Source organism: Kineosporia succinea, assembly GCF_030811555.1.
Taxonomy (GTDB): domain Bacteria; phylum Actinomycetota; class Actinomycetes; order Actinomycetales; family Kineosporiaceae; genus Kineosporia; species Kineosporia succinea.
In genome coordinates, this window is record NZ_JAUSQZ010000001.1 from 6,277,564 (window position 1) to 6,291,203 (window position 13,640).

At 70.3% G+C, this 13,640-nt stretch carries 15 protein-coding genes; 10 read left to right on the top strand and 5 right to left on the bottom strand.

What is annotated here, in order from left to right:
* Window positions 1-80 precede the first annotated feature (80 nt).
* Genes J2S57_RS27775 through J2S57_RS27785 form a run of 3 tightly spaced genes read right to left on the bottom strand, consistent with a single transcriptional unit; the run spans window position 81 to window position 3,616 of the window.
* Window positions 81-1,118, bottom strand: a complete 1,038-nt coding sequence (locus tag J2S57_RS27775; protein ID WP_307248352.1) for a phosphotriesterase family protein — start codon at window positions 1,116-1,118, stop codon at window positions 81-83.
* Window positions 1,115-2,251: a methylenetetrahydrofolate reductase C-terminal domain-containing protein gene (locus J2S57_RS27780; protein ID WP_307248354.1), complete on the bottom strand. Its 1,137-nt coding sequence runs from the start codon at window positions 2,249-2,251 to the stop codon at window positions 1,115-1,117. The genes J2S57_RS27775 and J2S57_RS27780 overlap by 4 nt, the downstream gene beginning before the upstream one ends.
* A 39-nt stretch (window positions 2,252-2,290) precedes the next feature.
* Window positions 2,291-3,616: an amidohydrolase family protein gene (locus J2S57_RS27785; protein ID WP_307248356.1), complete on the bottom strand. Its 1,326-nt coding sequence runs from the start codon at window positions 3,614-3,616 to the stop codon at window positions 2,291-2,293.
* A 240-nt stretch (window positions 3,617-3,856) separates the two neighbouring features.
* On the opposite strand from J2S57_RS27785, the gene J2S57_RS27790 reads away from it, so the two are divergent.
* From J2S57_RS27790 to J2S57_RS27820, 7 genes are all read left to right on the top strand, one after another.
* Complete coding sequence (locus J2S57_RS27790; protein WP_307248358.1) at window positions 3,857-4,552, top strand: GntR family transcriptional regulator; 696 nt, start codon at window positions 3,857-3,859, stop codon at window positions 4,550-4,552.
* Window positions 4,549-5,307, top strand: a complete 759-nt coding sequence (locus tag J2S57_RS27795; RefSeq protein WP_307248359.1) for a BMP family ABC transporter substrate-binding protein — start codon at window positions 4,549-4,551, stop codon at window positions 5,305-5,307. The genes J2S57_RS27790 and J2S57_RS27795 overlap by 4 nt, the downstream gene beginning before the upstream one ends.
* A gap of 112 nt (window positions 5,308-5,419) precedes the next feature.
* Window positions 5,420-6,121: an ABC transporter ATP-binding protein gene (locus J2S57_RS27800; RefSeq protein ID WP_370882714.1), complete on the top strand. Its 702-nt coding sequence runs from the start codon at window positions 5,420-5,422 to the stop codon at window positions 6,119-6,121.
* Between the two features lie 3 nt (window positions 6,122-6,124).
* Window positions 6,125-6,979, top strand: coding sequence for an ABC transporter permease (locus tag J2S57_RS27805; RefSeq protein ID WP_307248362.1), 855 nt, complete (start codon window positions 6,125-6,127; stop codon window positions 6,977-6,979).
* Window positions 6,980-7,076: 97 nt separating this feature from the next.
* Window positions 7,077-8,267, top strand: a complete 1,191-nt coding sequence (locus tag J2S57_RS27810) for an ABC transporter substrate-binding protein (protein ID WP_307248363.1) — start codon at window positions 7,077-7,079, stop codon at window positions 8,265-8,267.
* Window positions 8,268-8,473: 206 nt separating this feature from the next.
* Complete coding sequence (locus tag J2S57_RS27815; RefSeq protein ID WP_307248367.1) at window positions 8,474-8,737, top strand: GlsB/YeaQ/YmgE family stress response membrane protein; 264 nt, start codon at window positions 8,474-8,476, stop codon at window positions 8,735-8,737.
* Between the two features lie 213 nt (window positions 8,738-8,950).
* Window positions 8,951-9,427, top strand: coding sequence for a RidA family protein (locus J2S57_RS27820; protein ID WP_307248371.1), 477 nt, complete (start codon window positions 8,951-8,953; stop codon window positions 9,425-9,427).
* Between the two features lie 316 nt (window positions 9,428-9,743).
* On the opposite strand, the gene J2S57_RS27825 is transcribed toward J2S57_RS27820, so the two are convergent.
* Window positions 9,744-10,166 carry a (R)-mandelonitrile lyase gene (locus J2S57_RS27825; protein ID WP_307248374.1) on the bottom strand — a complete coding sequence of 141 codons (423 nt, stop codon included), beginning with the start codon at window positions 10,164-10,166 and terminating at the stop codon, window positions 9,744-9,746.
* Window positions 10,167-10,293: 127 nt separating this feature from the next.
* On the opposite strand from J2S57_RS27825, the gene J2S57_RS27830 reads away from it, so the two are divergent.
* Both J2S57_RS27830 and J2S57_RS27835 read left to right on the top strand, forming a co-directional pair.
* Window positions 10,294-11,016 (top strand): carboxymuconolactone decarboxylase family protein, encoded by a 723-nt coding sequence (locus tag J2S57_RS27830; protein ID WP_307248376.1) that lies wholly within the window; start codon window positions 10,294-10,296, stop codon window positions 11,014-11,016.
* Window positions 11,017-11,083: 67 nt separating this feature from the next.
* On the top strand, window positions 11,084-11,671 hold the full coding sequence (locus tag J2S57_RS27835; RefSeq protein ID WP_307248378.1) for a hypothetical protein: 588 nt from the start codon (window positions 11,084-11,086) through the stop codon (window positions 11,669-11,671).
* A gap of 30 nt (window positions 11,672-11,701) precedes the next feature.
* Here the strand turns inward: J2S57_RS27835 and J2S57_RS27840 are convergent, their stop codons facing one another.
* Window positions 11,702-12,613, bottom strand: coding sequence for a MurR/RpiR family transcriptional regulator (locus J2S57_RS27840; protein WP_370882715.1), 912 nt, complete (start codon window positions 12,611-12,613; stop codon window positions 11,702-11,704).
* A gap of 230 nt (window positions 12,614-12,843) precedes the next feature.
* Here J2S57_RS27840 and J2S57_RS27845 point away from each other — a divergent pair, with 230 nt between their 5' ends.
* Window positions 12,844-13,608 carry a sugar isomerase domain-containing protein gene (locus J2S57_RS27845; RefSeq protein ID WP_307248385.1) on the top strand — a complete coding sequence of 255 codons (765 nt, stop codon included), beginning with the start codon at window positions 12,844-12,846 and terminating at the stop codon, window positions 13,606-13,608.
* Window positions 13,609-13,640: the final 32 nt, after the last annotated feature.

Genomic DNA, 13,640 nt, shown 5'->3' on the forward strand with positions numbered 1-13,640 from the left:
CCAGGATCGTCAGCACGCCGCGTCGTGCTCCGACCACGCCGGAGGGAGAGGTCGGATTCTGACCTCTCCCTCCGGGGCTCTCAACCGGCCAGGGCCCGGCGCGGGTTGGTCACCCGCAGCGTGGTGATGTCGGCGTCGGTCAGGCCCAGGGCGAGCAACTGAGGGACGACGGTGTTGCCGATGTGGGTCAGTCCCCAGCCGCCGTGACGGGTGAACTGCGGCTTCATCGCGATGTCGTGACTGATCAGGGTCTGCTCCAGGAACCCGGCCGCGGCCAGCTCGAGGAGCATGTCGATGCGGTGGTGGTCGAACGCCCGGCGCGGGTAGGTGCCGTCGGGGCGGCGGGCGCTGACGGACCACTGCTCCATGCCGAACGTGTCCAGCTCCACCCACGCACCGCGCCGCGCGACCTCGAGCGCGAACCCGGACTCCGGGCGCTCGTCGCAGTGGCTCACGATCACCTTGCCCGGATCCACCCCGGCGTCCAGCAGCAGGTCGACGGCTTCCAGGCCCGCCATCTCGTCGGGAAAGATGGTGCGGTGCACGTTGATCGCGACGCCGGTCTCGAGCTGGGCCAGGGCGGCGCCGCGCAGCACCTTGCGCTCGGCGTCGGTGACCGGGTTGCCACTGCCGATCTCGCCGATGATGCCCGCCCGGATCCCGGTCGTGCCGACCCCGACGCGCAGCTCGTCGAGCAGCACGTCGCGAATCATCTCGGGCGAGGCGTACCGCACGTAGGGGGAGTGGGCCGGCTCCACGTACTCGCCGCAGCCCATCACGATGTTCACGCCGCTCATCCGCGACAGCGCCGCCAGGGCCACGTGGTCGCGCCCGAAACCGGGGATGCCCAGATCGACCACGGTGCCCCCGCCCAGAGCGAGCAGCTCCTCCAGCGCCACCTCGAAGTCCAGCTGCTGCATGGCCGAACGGTACGAGAACGGCTGCGTCTGGACCTTTCCCCGCATCGATACCGAGTACGGCCGCGTGTACTCGGCCAGGTCCTCGTCGCGGGAAGGCACGATCCACTGCGCGTTCGCGTTCGCGATCAGGTGCTCGTGCGGGAGGACGACCCCCAGACCGGACGCGGGAACCTCACCGAGGACGGTGGTCACGTTCACGCCGGGACCCCCGCCAGCTTGCGGACCTCGGCGATCAGGTCACGCTGCTCGGTCGAGGCGGCCAGCGCGTTCTGCCGCCCGGTGACCGGCGCGATCAGGCAGCCGGCCACCCCCTCGGCCGCGTTCAGCTCCGCGACGAGCTCGGCCGCGATCAGGATGCCCTCCTGCTGCGGGTCCTTCGCCTGCTTCAGCCGCTTCAGCAGGGCCTCCGGGATCGAGAAACCCCGCAGCCCGGCGTTGACCGCCCGGGCCACCGGCTCGTTCGGCAGCACCGCGACGCCACCCAGCAGCCAGAAGGGCTTCTCGTCGGCCCGCAGCGCGTTCACCCCGGCCAGGAAGCTCTTCCAGCGCTCGGCGTCGAAGATGTGCTGGCTGATCACGAAGTCGGCGCCGAGCCGGACCTTGCGCAGCACGTGCCAGGGCCGCTCGTCGTAGGGCGGGGCGAACGGTGCGGCGGTGGCGCCGAGCAGGTACTCCGGCCTGACCTCGACCTCGCGGCCGTTGTCGTACCGGCCCTGTGAGCGCAGCTTGTCGGCCATCGCCAGCAGCCGGGGCGAGTCCAGGTCGAACACCGGCTTGGCGTCACGGCTGTCGCCCACGCGCACGTGGTTCCCGGTGACACACAGCACGTTGCGCACGCCGAGGCTGGAGACGCCCAGCAGGTCTCCCTGCAGGGCCATGCGGTTGCGGTCGCGGCAGCCGAAGGTCGTCATCACCTCGATACCGGCCAGGGCCAGGTGCGCCGAGACCGCGACATTGCCCATGTGCACGTTGGCGCCGGAATGGTCGGTCACCGAGACCACGTCGGCCACCGCGGCGATGTCCCGGGCCGCGGCCACCGTGCCGGAGGCGTCGGCCGAGTCGGCGCCGTTGATCTCCGCGATCACGGTGAACCGGCCGGACATCAGCGCGGAGTGCAGCCCGCTGAGCGGGGTTCCGGGCACCAGGGGAGCGGGCATCGAGGCCAGCAGGTCACGTTCGCTGACGATCACCCGCTCACGCACGGGCTCGGTGAGCAGCGCGCAGATCATCGAGGAGTCGATCTCGCAGCGCAGGTCCTCGGTCACGCCGCCGCACGGCCCCACGGTCATGTTCTTGGGGCAGACGGCCACGGGCAGGGTGGTGTCGGTCATGGAAGAGTCTCTCCGGGTGCTGGTTCGGAAGAAGGGACGTCAGGCCAGGTCGTGGACGCGCCGACGGCACTCGTCGGCCAGGGGATGGGTGGAGCGGGACCCGTGCGCGACGGCCCGGCCGCCCACGTACACCGAGCGCAGGTTGCGCAGGCTCATCGACAGCACGTAGGAGGCGAGCGGGTCGCGCACCGGCCCGACGTCGGGGTCGCGCGGGTCGACGACGACGAAGTCGGCGTACTTGCCCACGTCGAGACTGCCCACCCGGTCGCCGATCCCGAGCACGTCGGCCGCCTGCTGGGTGGCCATGGCGAACACGTCGGCGGGGGTGAGGGACGTCGGGTCCTGCCGGTGGGCGCGGGTGCCGAACAACCCGAAACGCATGGCCTGCCAGGGGTCCGACAGGTCGGTGCAGGCCTGGTCGTCGATGCCGATCCCGACCCGCACCCCGGCCGCCCTCAGGCCGGTGACGTCCGCGAAACCCGACCCGAGGCGTCCGTTCGCCACCGGCTGCCACGAGACCGCCGAGCCTGAATCGGCCACCGCGGCCACGATCTCGGGGGTGGTCTGCACGAAGTGCCCGAAGATCATCGAGGGGCCGAGCGCCCCGGCGTCGGCGTACCAGGCGAACTTCGAGCGCTGCAGCTCCACGTGCTCGGGGGTCTCCAGGAAGTGCGCCTGATTGAGGACGTGGTGGTCGCCCATCGCACGCACCTCCAGTTCGGCGGTGGCCGGGTCGTCGGCCCACTGCACCGCGCCGTACACCGCGGCGTCGAGGGCGAGGGACCGGTCCTGCGCCCTCAGGTGCTCGACGGTGGCCGTCCAGTTCTCGAGGGACTCCCCGGCGGAACCGCTCTCGGACTCCAGCTGGATCGCCGTGACGGTGCGCAGCCCGCTGGCCACCTTGGCGTCGATCTGGGCGGTGCCGAACTCGAACGGCCGCAGCGGCGGGAGCTCCTGACGGCGTCCGTCGACCATCGCGGCCCAGGGCCGGCGGGGGTCGTTGAAGTCGAACAGCGTGGTGACGCCGTTGGCCAGCACGTCGAGCGCGCCGTGCAGGGTGTGCCAGTAGATCTGCTCGGGTGTGCAGCCGGCCGTCGGCGCGTACATCGCACTGGCCCAGCCGTACAGGTACTCGCTCGCGCCCAGGCCCCGTGAGGCGCTGGTGAACAGGTGGCTGTGCGTCGAGACGAAACCGGGTGCCACGAAGGCACCTGCGGCGTCGATGATCTCCGCGCCGTCGAGCACCGGGGCCGTGCCGGCGCCCAGCGCCGTGATCCGGCCCTGGCTCACGTGCATCCAGCCGTGAGGCACCAGCGTGGTGCTGTCGCGGATCAGGTGGGCGTTGACGATCAGAACGTCGCGCATCGATTCCCTTCCTTCCGGTGGGCGATTCGCTTCTCCGTCAAGGTAAGACCAGTTTGTAACTGAGAGATTTCGGCCAGAGCTGTCGGCGTTAAACGACTTTCCGCGATCCTGCCTGGTTGCCGGGGAGATGCCCGATATGGCCGAACCAGTGCTTTACCTACGGGACACATCGTGCGAGTCATTGCGTTACTTGCCGGTCTTACCTTGATGCCACCGCCGGAAGCGACAGAAGGACAGGACATGACCGAGGTGACGAGCAGGCTGCGGGCCGTGTGGGCCGACGCCGCGCGTTCCCGCATGCCGCTGCCGCCGGAGAAGGACCTGGCCGTCCAGCTGGGGGTCAGCCGTCCCACGCTGCGAGAGGCCCTGGCCCGCATGGAGGCGCAGGGCCTGATCCGGCGCGACGCGCACCGGGGCACGTTCCCCAATGTCGTCGCGCTCGACCTGGGCCTGCGCATCGACGAGAGCTTCGAGTTCTCGGCCGGTATCTCCGAGGCCGGGTTCGAGCCGTCGATCCAGCTCATCAGTTCCGGCTGGATCCGGATGGACGCGGAACTGGCCGGGCGGCACTCGCTTCCGGAGGGCACGGTCGCGTTCGAGATGACCAAACGCTGGTGCGCCGGCGGTACCCCGGTGATGTACGCGATCGACCACATCCCGATGACCCGCGAGTCGGTGGCCCTGCCCGACGCCCGCACCTCGATCTTCCAGCTGGTGCGCGACCTGCGCGGCGAGACGGTCGAGTGGGAGTCGGCGCGGCTGCGAGCCCGCTCGGCCACCGCGCAGGACGGCGACATGCTGCTGGCCGAGGCCGGGAAACCCCTGATCCAGCTGGACATCACCGGCGTCTCGCGCAGCGGCGAGGTGCTGTACGTGGCGCAAGAGGTGCACCGCGACGACGTCATCCCGTACCACCTGGTGAGGAGCTCGCGATGAGGGTCGGAGTGCTCCTGCCCCCGCCCGAGGTGGCCGGCGGCTTCGCCGACGGGGCCCGCACCGCCGTCCACCACGTCCTCGAACGTGGTCTGGATCTTGACGTTCGGCCCGGATACACGGGAGAGCCGGATGCGAGCTGGGACGCGGTGCTGTGCCACGGCGTGCAGTACCGGGAATGGCTCACCGAGCACCGCGGCGCGCTGCGGGCCGTCCTGACCGACAGGCCCACCGACGTCACCGGTCTCGAGGGCATCACCCTGGTCGACTGGGGATGGCACGAAGCCGCCTACGAGGCGGGACGGTTCGCCGCCCGGCAGGCCGCGGGAGCCCCGGTCGGTCTCGTCGCCGGACCGGCCGTGCTCACGCAGCGCCGGTTCGGGCAGGCCTTCACCGAGGGCGCCTACGAGAACGGCCACACCGCGGCGATCAGCGTGGTGCACGTGAGAGCCTTCGACGACGTCGGGGGTGGGCGCCGGGCGGGTGAGGTCCTGGCCGGCGAGCTGAACTGCGCGGTGGTCGCCCATGCGGCCGACTCGGCGGGCGAGGCGGCCTGCACGGCCGCGCGTGACCTCGGCGCCCGCACCATCGGTTTCATCGAGCCGCTGAACCACCACGCGGCCACGGTGCACAGCGACATCGGCGGAGTTCTCGGGCATCTGCTCGAGGCTCTGACGACCGGGGCAGCGCTGCCCGAGATCTACGAATGCGGAATCGGCACCGGGCATCTCGCCCTGGTGACCGAGGCGACCCGGTAGTCCACACCTCACGACCAGCACGTCGTCCGGGGTCGATCCGAACCTGAGGAGAAGTACCTTGGCTGTTGCCATTCCTGAAACCGCGGCCGGGCTGCGGTTCGTCAGCACGGGCATGGAGTACCCGGACGGCACCGTGGCCCTCGAAGGGGTGGACCTGGACGTCCGTCCCGGGCAGTTCGTCTCCGTCGTCGGCCCCTCGGGCTGCGGCAAGAGCACCCTGCTGCGCCTGGCGTCCCGGCTCGAGCACCACACCTCCGGCGAGGTCGCGGTCGATCCGCACGCGCTGGCCTACGTGTTCCAGGACGCGACGCTCCTGCCCTGGCGCAGCGTGAAGAAGAACGTGGCCCTGTTCTGCGAGCTGCGCGGCGACGGCAAGGCCGACATCGCCCGCCGGGTGCAGGAGGCCATCGACCTGGTCGGGCTCACCGGGTTCGAGAACCACTACCCGCACCAGCTTTCCGGCGGCATGCGGATGCGGGCCAGCGTGGCCCGCTGCCTGACCGTCGACCCGGGCGTCTTCCTGTTCGACGAGCCGTTCGGGGCGCTCGACGAGATCAGCCGGCAGAAGCTCAACGACGACCTGCAGACCCTGTTCCACGCGCAGAAGTTCGCGGCGCTGTTCGTCACCCACTCGATCGCCGAGGCCGTGTACCTGTCCACCGAGGTGGTCGTGATGTCGGGCCGGCCCGGCCGGATCCTCGACCGGGTGCCGGTGCCGTTCGCCTACCCCCGTGACCCGCAGATCCGCTACTCCGAGGAGTTCGCGCACCTGTGTGCGCGCGTCTCCCAATCGCTCGCCGGCAAGGAGCACTGAATCGTGAGCACCGACACCGTGAAGGCCGTCTCCGTCGCGCCTCCCGCCGTCAAGAGCGCCAGGGCCCGCCGGAAGAACAGCTACCTGGCCGACTTCGGCCTGCCGCTGGCCGTGCTGGCACTCATCATCGGCTTCGCCTACTTCGTCACCTACGTCGTGCTCTCGGAAGACCGGCGGTTCCTGCTGCCGCCGCTGCACGAGGTGATCAGGGTGTCGTTCCTGGACGCCGACAACCGCGCCCAGATCCTCGAGGCGCTGTGGCGCACCACCGTGATCGCCATGGTCGGCCTGTTCTTCTCGGTCGCGCTGGGCATGGTCTTCGCCGTGGTGATGGCCTCGGCGCGCTGGCTCGAACGGTCGCTCTTCCCGTATGCTGTTGTTCTGCAGGCCATCCCGATCCTCGCCCTGGTGCCGCTGATGGGCTTCTGGTTCGGCTTCGGCTTCACCGCCCGGGTCATCGTGTGCGTGATCTGCTCGATCTTCCCGATCATCGCCAACACCCTGTTCGGCCTGCAGTCGGTCGAGCCCGGCCATCGTGACCTGTTCCGGCTGCGCGGGGCCAAGCCCGGCGTCGTGCTCTCGAAACTGCTCATCCCGGCGGCCCTTCCGAGCGTGTTCACCGGCCTGCGGATCTCCGCCGGCGCCTCGGTGATCGGCGCGATCGTCGGCGACACCTACTTCCGCCAGGGCGAACCCGGCATCGGCATCCTGATCGACCTGTTCCGCTCCCGGCTGCAGTCGGAGCAGCTGTTCGGCGCGATCATCGCCTCGTCCCTGCTCGGCATCGTGGTCTTCGCCTTCTTCACCTGGCTGAGCCGGCGCCTGGTCGGCCACTGGCACGCGAGTGGGCGCCTGTAGGCGTTCGCCGCCCACGTCGTCCTCCAGCACCTAGTTCTTCTGGCTCCCCCTGCCCGGGGAGCCAGAACCCCCACCCCACCGATCGACGGGATCCAGCATGCCCAGAATCCGTAACCGCGCCCTCACCGGTGTGGCCATGACCTCCGTCCTGGTCTCCCTCGCCGCCTGCGGCGGGGGCAGCTCCGACGCCGGCTCCGACGGTCAGGGCGTCCAGGTCGCGGCCTCCGCGGCCGCCGACTCGGCCAGCTACCTGGCCGACGCGTGCCCCGCCACCGTGGTCATGCAGGCCGACTGGAACCCCGAGTCCGAGCACGGCGCGCTGTACCAGATGCTCGGCGGCGACGTGAAGATCGACACCGACAAGAAGCGCGTCACCGGCACCCTCGTCGACACCGAGGGCAACGACACCGGCGTGAAGCTCGAGATCCGCGCCGGCGGGCCCGCGATCGGCTACGACAGCGTGACCAACCAGATGTACACCGACCCGGACATCATGATGGGCTACGTCAGCACCGACGACGCGATGATCGCGGCGGGCACCAAGCAGCCGGTCACCGCCGTGGTCGCGCCCACCGAGATCAGCCCGACCTCGATCATGTGGGACCCGGAGACCTATCCCGACGTGAAGACGATCGCGGACGTGAAGAAGGCCGGGATCAAGGTCCGCTACACCAACGGCCTGGCCTACATGGACTACCTGACGTCGACCGGCAAGCTGTCCGCCGACCAGGTCGACGGCTCCTACGACGGCTCGCCGGGCAACTTCGTCGCCGACGCCGGCAAGGCCGCGCAGCAGGGCTACGCCAGCGCCGAGCCGTACCTGTACAAGAACGAGATCAGCCAGTGGGGCAAGGAACTCGCCTACGACCTGGTGGCGAACAGTGGCTACCAGATCTACGTGCAGGCGCTGTCGATGCCGAGCGAGAAGGTCGCGGAGAACTCGGCCTGCCTGAAGAAGCTGGTGCCGATCATCCAGGCCGCGCAGATCGACTTCCTCAACGACCCGGCCGACGCGAACGCGCTGATCGTGAAGCTGGTCGAGGAGTACGACACCGGCTGGCAGTACTCGGCCGGGGTGGCCGACTACTCGGTGAAGACGCAGAAGGACCTGGGCATCGTCTCCAACGGCCCGGACTCCACGCTCGGCAACATGGACATGGACCGGGTGCAGAAGCTGATCGACGAGATGCAGCCGATCCTGTCGGGCAAGGGCGTGGACGTGCCCGCCGACCTGAAGGCCGAGGACATCGCGACGAACGAGTTCGTGGACATGAGCATCGGGCTGTAACGCCCGGGGCCGCGGCCGTCACCGGATCCCGGTGACGGCCGCGGCCTTTGCCGAGATCACACCCGCGGCCGGCGTCGCGCCGGCGACCTGGGTGAAGCCCGCGAGGACGGCCGGATGATCTTTGCTGATGCGCGATCGATCAACCCCCTCTACCGTTCTCGGTGTCAGGACAAATACCGACACTTCAGTGAAGGGGCACGAGCATCATGACGTTCATCTGGGCCATCATCGCGGGTCTCATCGTCGGCCTTCTGGCCCGGGTCGTGCTGCCGGGCAAGCAGAACATCCCGATCTGGCTGACCATCGTGCTGGGTGTCATCGGCGCGATCATCGGTAACGTGCTGGCCACGGCTCTGGGCGTGGGCGACACCAACGGCATCGACTGGATCCGCCACATCCTGCAGATCGCGGCCGCCGCCGTGCTGATCGCCGTCGTGGAGCCGCTGTACTCGCGCCGCTCGGTGCGCTGACCCGAAGACTCACCGCCGAAGGGCTCCGGACGAGAACCATTCGTCCGGGGCCCTTCTCGCGTGGTTTCACTGGTGGACGACGTGGTCGCCCCGGGCGGGGGAGAGGCCGGGTCGGGGACATGGGCACCGGGAAGCCTTCGTGATCGTGGAAAGGGCCGCGCGGTACCGTGTTCCCCCGCGGCACCCGCGCCGCCCCGACCGGAAGGACACCCCATGAGCACGGCCGACCAGACCCCCGAGAACCGCCTGGCCGCCGCCGGCATCGACCTGCCCGCCCCGGTGAAGCCGCTGGCCAACTACGTGCCCGCCACCCGCACCGGCAACCTGGTCTACACCGCCGGTCAGCTCCCGCTCGCGAACGGCACGTTGCTGGCCGAGGGCAAGGTCGGCGCCGGCGTCACCCCGGAGCAGGCGCACGCCGCCGCCCGTCAGGCCGCCGTGAACGCCCTCGCCGCGGTGAAGGGTGAGATCGGCGAGCTGTCCCGCGTCGTGCGGGTGGTCAAGGTCGTGGTGTTCGTGGCCAGCGCCCCCGACTTCACCGCCCAGCCGGCCGTGGCCGACGGCGCGAGCTCGCTGCTCGACGTCGCGTTCGGCGAGGCCGGGCGGCACTCGCGCAGCGCCGTCGGCGTCTGCGTCCTGCCCCGCGACGCGGCGGTCGAGGTGGAGATCATCGTCGAGGTCGCGAGCTAGGAAACCGTGCATGATCACGGCGGGAGTGGTTCTCCGCCGTGATCATGCACGGTCTCCGGCGAAATGGTGAAGGCGAAAGCCGACCGGCCCAGCTACTTCGTGCATCCGGCTCCACGACGACTCCCCGAGGGTCAGCCCCGGACACGGGGGATCGGAGATTCACCACGATGTCGCAGGGGGCTGACGCCGCCGAGCACCCGACCGGGCAGGACGCGGATCCGTGGACGAGCGTCACCTGGTGAATCCTCGCGTACCTGTCCAGACACGTGAGGTACGGACGCTTTTCCGGTCCCGGGGCGCGTGCGGCCGGCCCGGTTCAGGCACCGAGGCTGGGCCGGTGGCCGGCCCGGTACTCCTCGTCGCTCACGTGCTCGAGCCACGTCGTGGTGGTGGACGCGTCGTCGGCCGTGTCGAGGATGGCCAGGTGCTCCATGAAGGAGTCGGGGGCGGCGCCGTGCCAGTGCTCCTGACCGGGCGGGCAGTACAGGGTCTGCCCGGCGTGCGCCTCCACGCGCTCCTGCCCGCGCGACTGCACCCACGCCACGCCCTGCGTGACGTGCAGGGTCTGGCCCAGGGCGTGCGAGTGCCAGGCGGTGCGGGCGCCGGGCGCGAACCGGACCCGGGCCACGACGGCCCGTTGCCCGGCGTCGCGGGGGCCGGCGATGGAGTCGAGCCAGACGTCACCGGTGAACTGCTCGGGCGGGTTCTTCACGGTGGCCGGGCGCGGGTCGATCTGCATGGGAGGTCCTCTCGAGACGGCGTGCACCGACGACGTTAGGCGTGCGGCGCACGGTCTGGGAGGCCCTGCCAGAACCAGGAACGACAGACACTGCCGCGGCCGCCGGTACGGTCGCTGAACTGGGGCCATGACCACTGCGCAGCCCTCGTCGCTGGAGACCACCGACCCCGAGTTCACCGCGATCGCCCGCGCCCTCGGCGACCAGGTGACCACCGTGGCGGACCTGCCCGAGGCGACCCGGTTCGTCCTTCAGCTGGGGGCCGTGATCGCGACCGGTGCCCACGCCACCTACCGGAGCCTGCTGGAAGCCGCACTCGACGGCCCGCTCGATCCGGTGCAGGTGAAAGAGGTTGTCTACCAGAGCGTTCCCTACGTCGGCCAGGCCCGGGCCGTGGACGCCCTGCAGATGACCAACGAGGTGCTGACCGCACGCGGCGTGCACCTGCCCCTGCCCGGGCAGTCGACCACCACGCCCGGCACCCGGCTGGACGAGGGCCGGGCGGTGCAGGAACGGATCGTGGGCCCGGACCGGGTCGCCGCGATCTACGACGGCACCCCGGCCGACCAGGCGCACATCCCGGTCCTTCTCAGCGCCCACTGCTTCGGCGACCACTACACACGCACCGGCCTCGACGTGGGCACGCGTGAGCTCCTGACCCTGGCGATCCTGGTCGCCCTGGGCGGCGCCGACCCCCAGGTGAAGGGCCACGTGGCGGGAAACCTCACCATCGGCAACGAACGGGGGACGCTCGTGGCGGCGGTGACCGTGCTGCTCCCGTACGTCGGGTACCCCCGCACGCTGAACGCCCTGCGGGCGATCGACGAGATCGCCCCGGCGGGAACCGTTTAGACGAGCCCCGCCCGGCTCAAGTCTGCCCACGCGATGCCGAACGCTGTGTATCGACGGGGGAGGAGACATGAACACGAAGAGCTGGCAGGGCATTTCCCGAGGGGCTCGGGCGTGGGGCGCCACCGTGCTGGTCGGGGCACTCGTCCTGGGGGCCGGGACAGTCGCGCTCGCGGCGGGCGGAAGGGGTACCTCCACCACCGTACTCGCGTCCGTTCGGCAGATCACCCGGACCTACGCACAGGGCCCCGAGGTCATGGAAGAACGCGGCCCGATGGACGCGATCGGTGGCGTCGGGGGTGTCGATCCGCTTCCGGTGACGGTGCCCAGGGACGCCTCGGCGTACGACGCGCTGGTCACGGTCACCTTCCGGTACCGCACCACGGGGCACGGCCCGTTCTGGGTCGACCTCTTCGCCGGGATCCGGGAGCGCGGCCCCGGCCTGACCACACGCCCCTCGACGCCCTGGCCGCTGGCCCCCACCGCCGCTGTGGAATCGTCGTCCGTGCAGTTCGTCGTGCCCGCTCTGAAGGCCGCGCAGACGTACTACTTCGCGCCGACCGCCGGCACCCGTCTGCCGCGGGCGTCAGGCACCAACAGGCTGTCCACGAACAACGTGGTGTTGACGGTCCAGCTGACCCCACGTGCGGCGCGCTGACCGCCGCACGAGCCGGAGCACCGCTCGCGCCTAACCGGGCGTACGCGTCGACCGCTTGCGCGAGACCGAGTGCGACGCCGCCAGGTGCGACGTCAGCGCGATCGCCGCCGACGCCCGGTCGAACCCCAGCTGCGCCACCCGCACGTAGAGCACGTCCGCGACCAGCAGCTGCACGTGCCGCGACGCGAACGACCCGGCCCGGAACCGGGTGTCGAAACCGCTGACGGTGAGCTGGATGTCGGCGAGCACGGCCAGGGGAGAGGTGGTGCGGCGGGTGATGGCGATGGTCGTCGCGCCGCGGTCGTGGGCCAGCTGCAGCGCCTCGTAGGTCTCGGCGGTGGCGCCCGAGTCGGACACCCCGACCGCCACGTCCTTGGTGGTGAGCAGCGAGGCCGAGGTGACGGCGCCGTGCACCTCCATCCAGCCCCGGGCCGCGACCCCGATGCCGAAGAGCCGCATCTCGAGCTCGTTCGCGACCGCGCCGGAGCCACCGACCCCGTACAGGTCGACCCGCCGTGCCTTGGCGATGGCCTGGGCCGCGCGTTCGACGGCGGCCAGGTCGAGCAGTTCCCGGGCCTGCTCGAGGCTGCGCAGGTCGGCGGTGACGACGGTCTCGAGCACCTTCTCGAGCGGGTCGTCGGGGCTGATGTCGTTGCTCAGCTCGGTGATCGACCACGGGCCGGAGTAGCGGCCGCTCTCCTGGGCGATGCGCAGCAGCAGCCCCTGGTAGGAGTTCAGGCCGATCGCCTTGCAGAAGCGGGTGACGCTGGCCTGGGACGCGCCGGACCGGGTCGCGAGCTGGTCGGCCGAGAGCTCGGCGGCGGCCAGCGGATCCTGCAGCACCGTGCGGGCCACACGGGCCAGGGATTCCGAGAGGTCGGGAAGCGCGGCCCGGATCAGGTCGGTGACCCCGACCGTTCCACCGCCCTGCAGGCCGGACATCGTCTCGCGCACCCCCTCCGCCTCGGCAGGTCGTCGCAGGATTGTGGCTGGCCCCGAATGGTGACGTCAACACCGTTGAATCATTCAGCCGCCCGGCGTTGCGGGCGTGTTAATCATTCGGACCGTTCGTCGCCAGACGCTGGACAAGGTGGTCATATCTCCCAACACTGAATCGCCTAGCCGATCACGGCTGTCAGGTTGGTTGAATGATTCAGTTCCGGGAGTGATCCATGCCTGCTGCGCCCTACGTCCGCGATCTCGAACGTGAGGTGAGCACCCGGCTGGCGGCGATCGCCGACGACGCGGCCGCCGGTGCGCTCGAGCCGGCCATTGCCCTGCTGGCCGACGCGATCGCCGCCGGGGGAGTCGTGCAGGCGTTCGGCACCGGGCACTCCGAGGCCTTCGCCATGGAAATCGCCGGTCGCGCAGGTGGTCTCATCCCCACCAACAAGGTCGCCCTGCGCAACGTCGTGCTGCACGGCGCCCACACCGTGGCCGAGCTGGCGGGCGACCCGCCGCTGGAGCGCGACCCGCGCATCGCCGACGACCTGTTCGCCACGATCAAGCGTGATCCGGCCGACGTCTTCATCATCGCCTCGAACTCGGGCGTCAACGGCAGCATCGTCGGCACCGCGCTGCTGGCCCAGGAACACGGCCACCCGGTCATCGCGGTCACGAGCCTCGAGCACACCGCCCGGGTCGAGCCCAAACACCCCAGCGGCAAGCGGCTTTCCGAGATCGCGGACGTGGTGATCGACAACCGCGCCCCCTACGGCGACGCCACCCTGGAAGGTCCCGGCGGGGTCAGTGTCGGCGCGGTCTCCTCGATCACCTCGGCCTTCATCGCCCAGCTGCTCACGGTCGGCGTCACCCACCGCCTCGGCACGGGCGACAAGCCGGCCCCCCTCTACCTCTCGGCCAACATCCCCGGCGGCGACGAGCACAACCGCGCCCTTGAGGACCTGTACGGCGAGCGCATCCGCCGCTACGCCTGAAATTCCCCGTCCCACACAAACAACCAATCCGG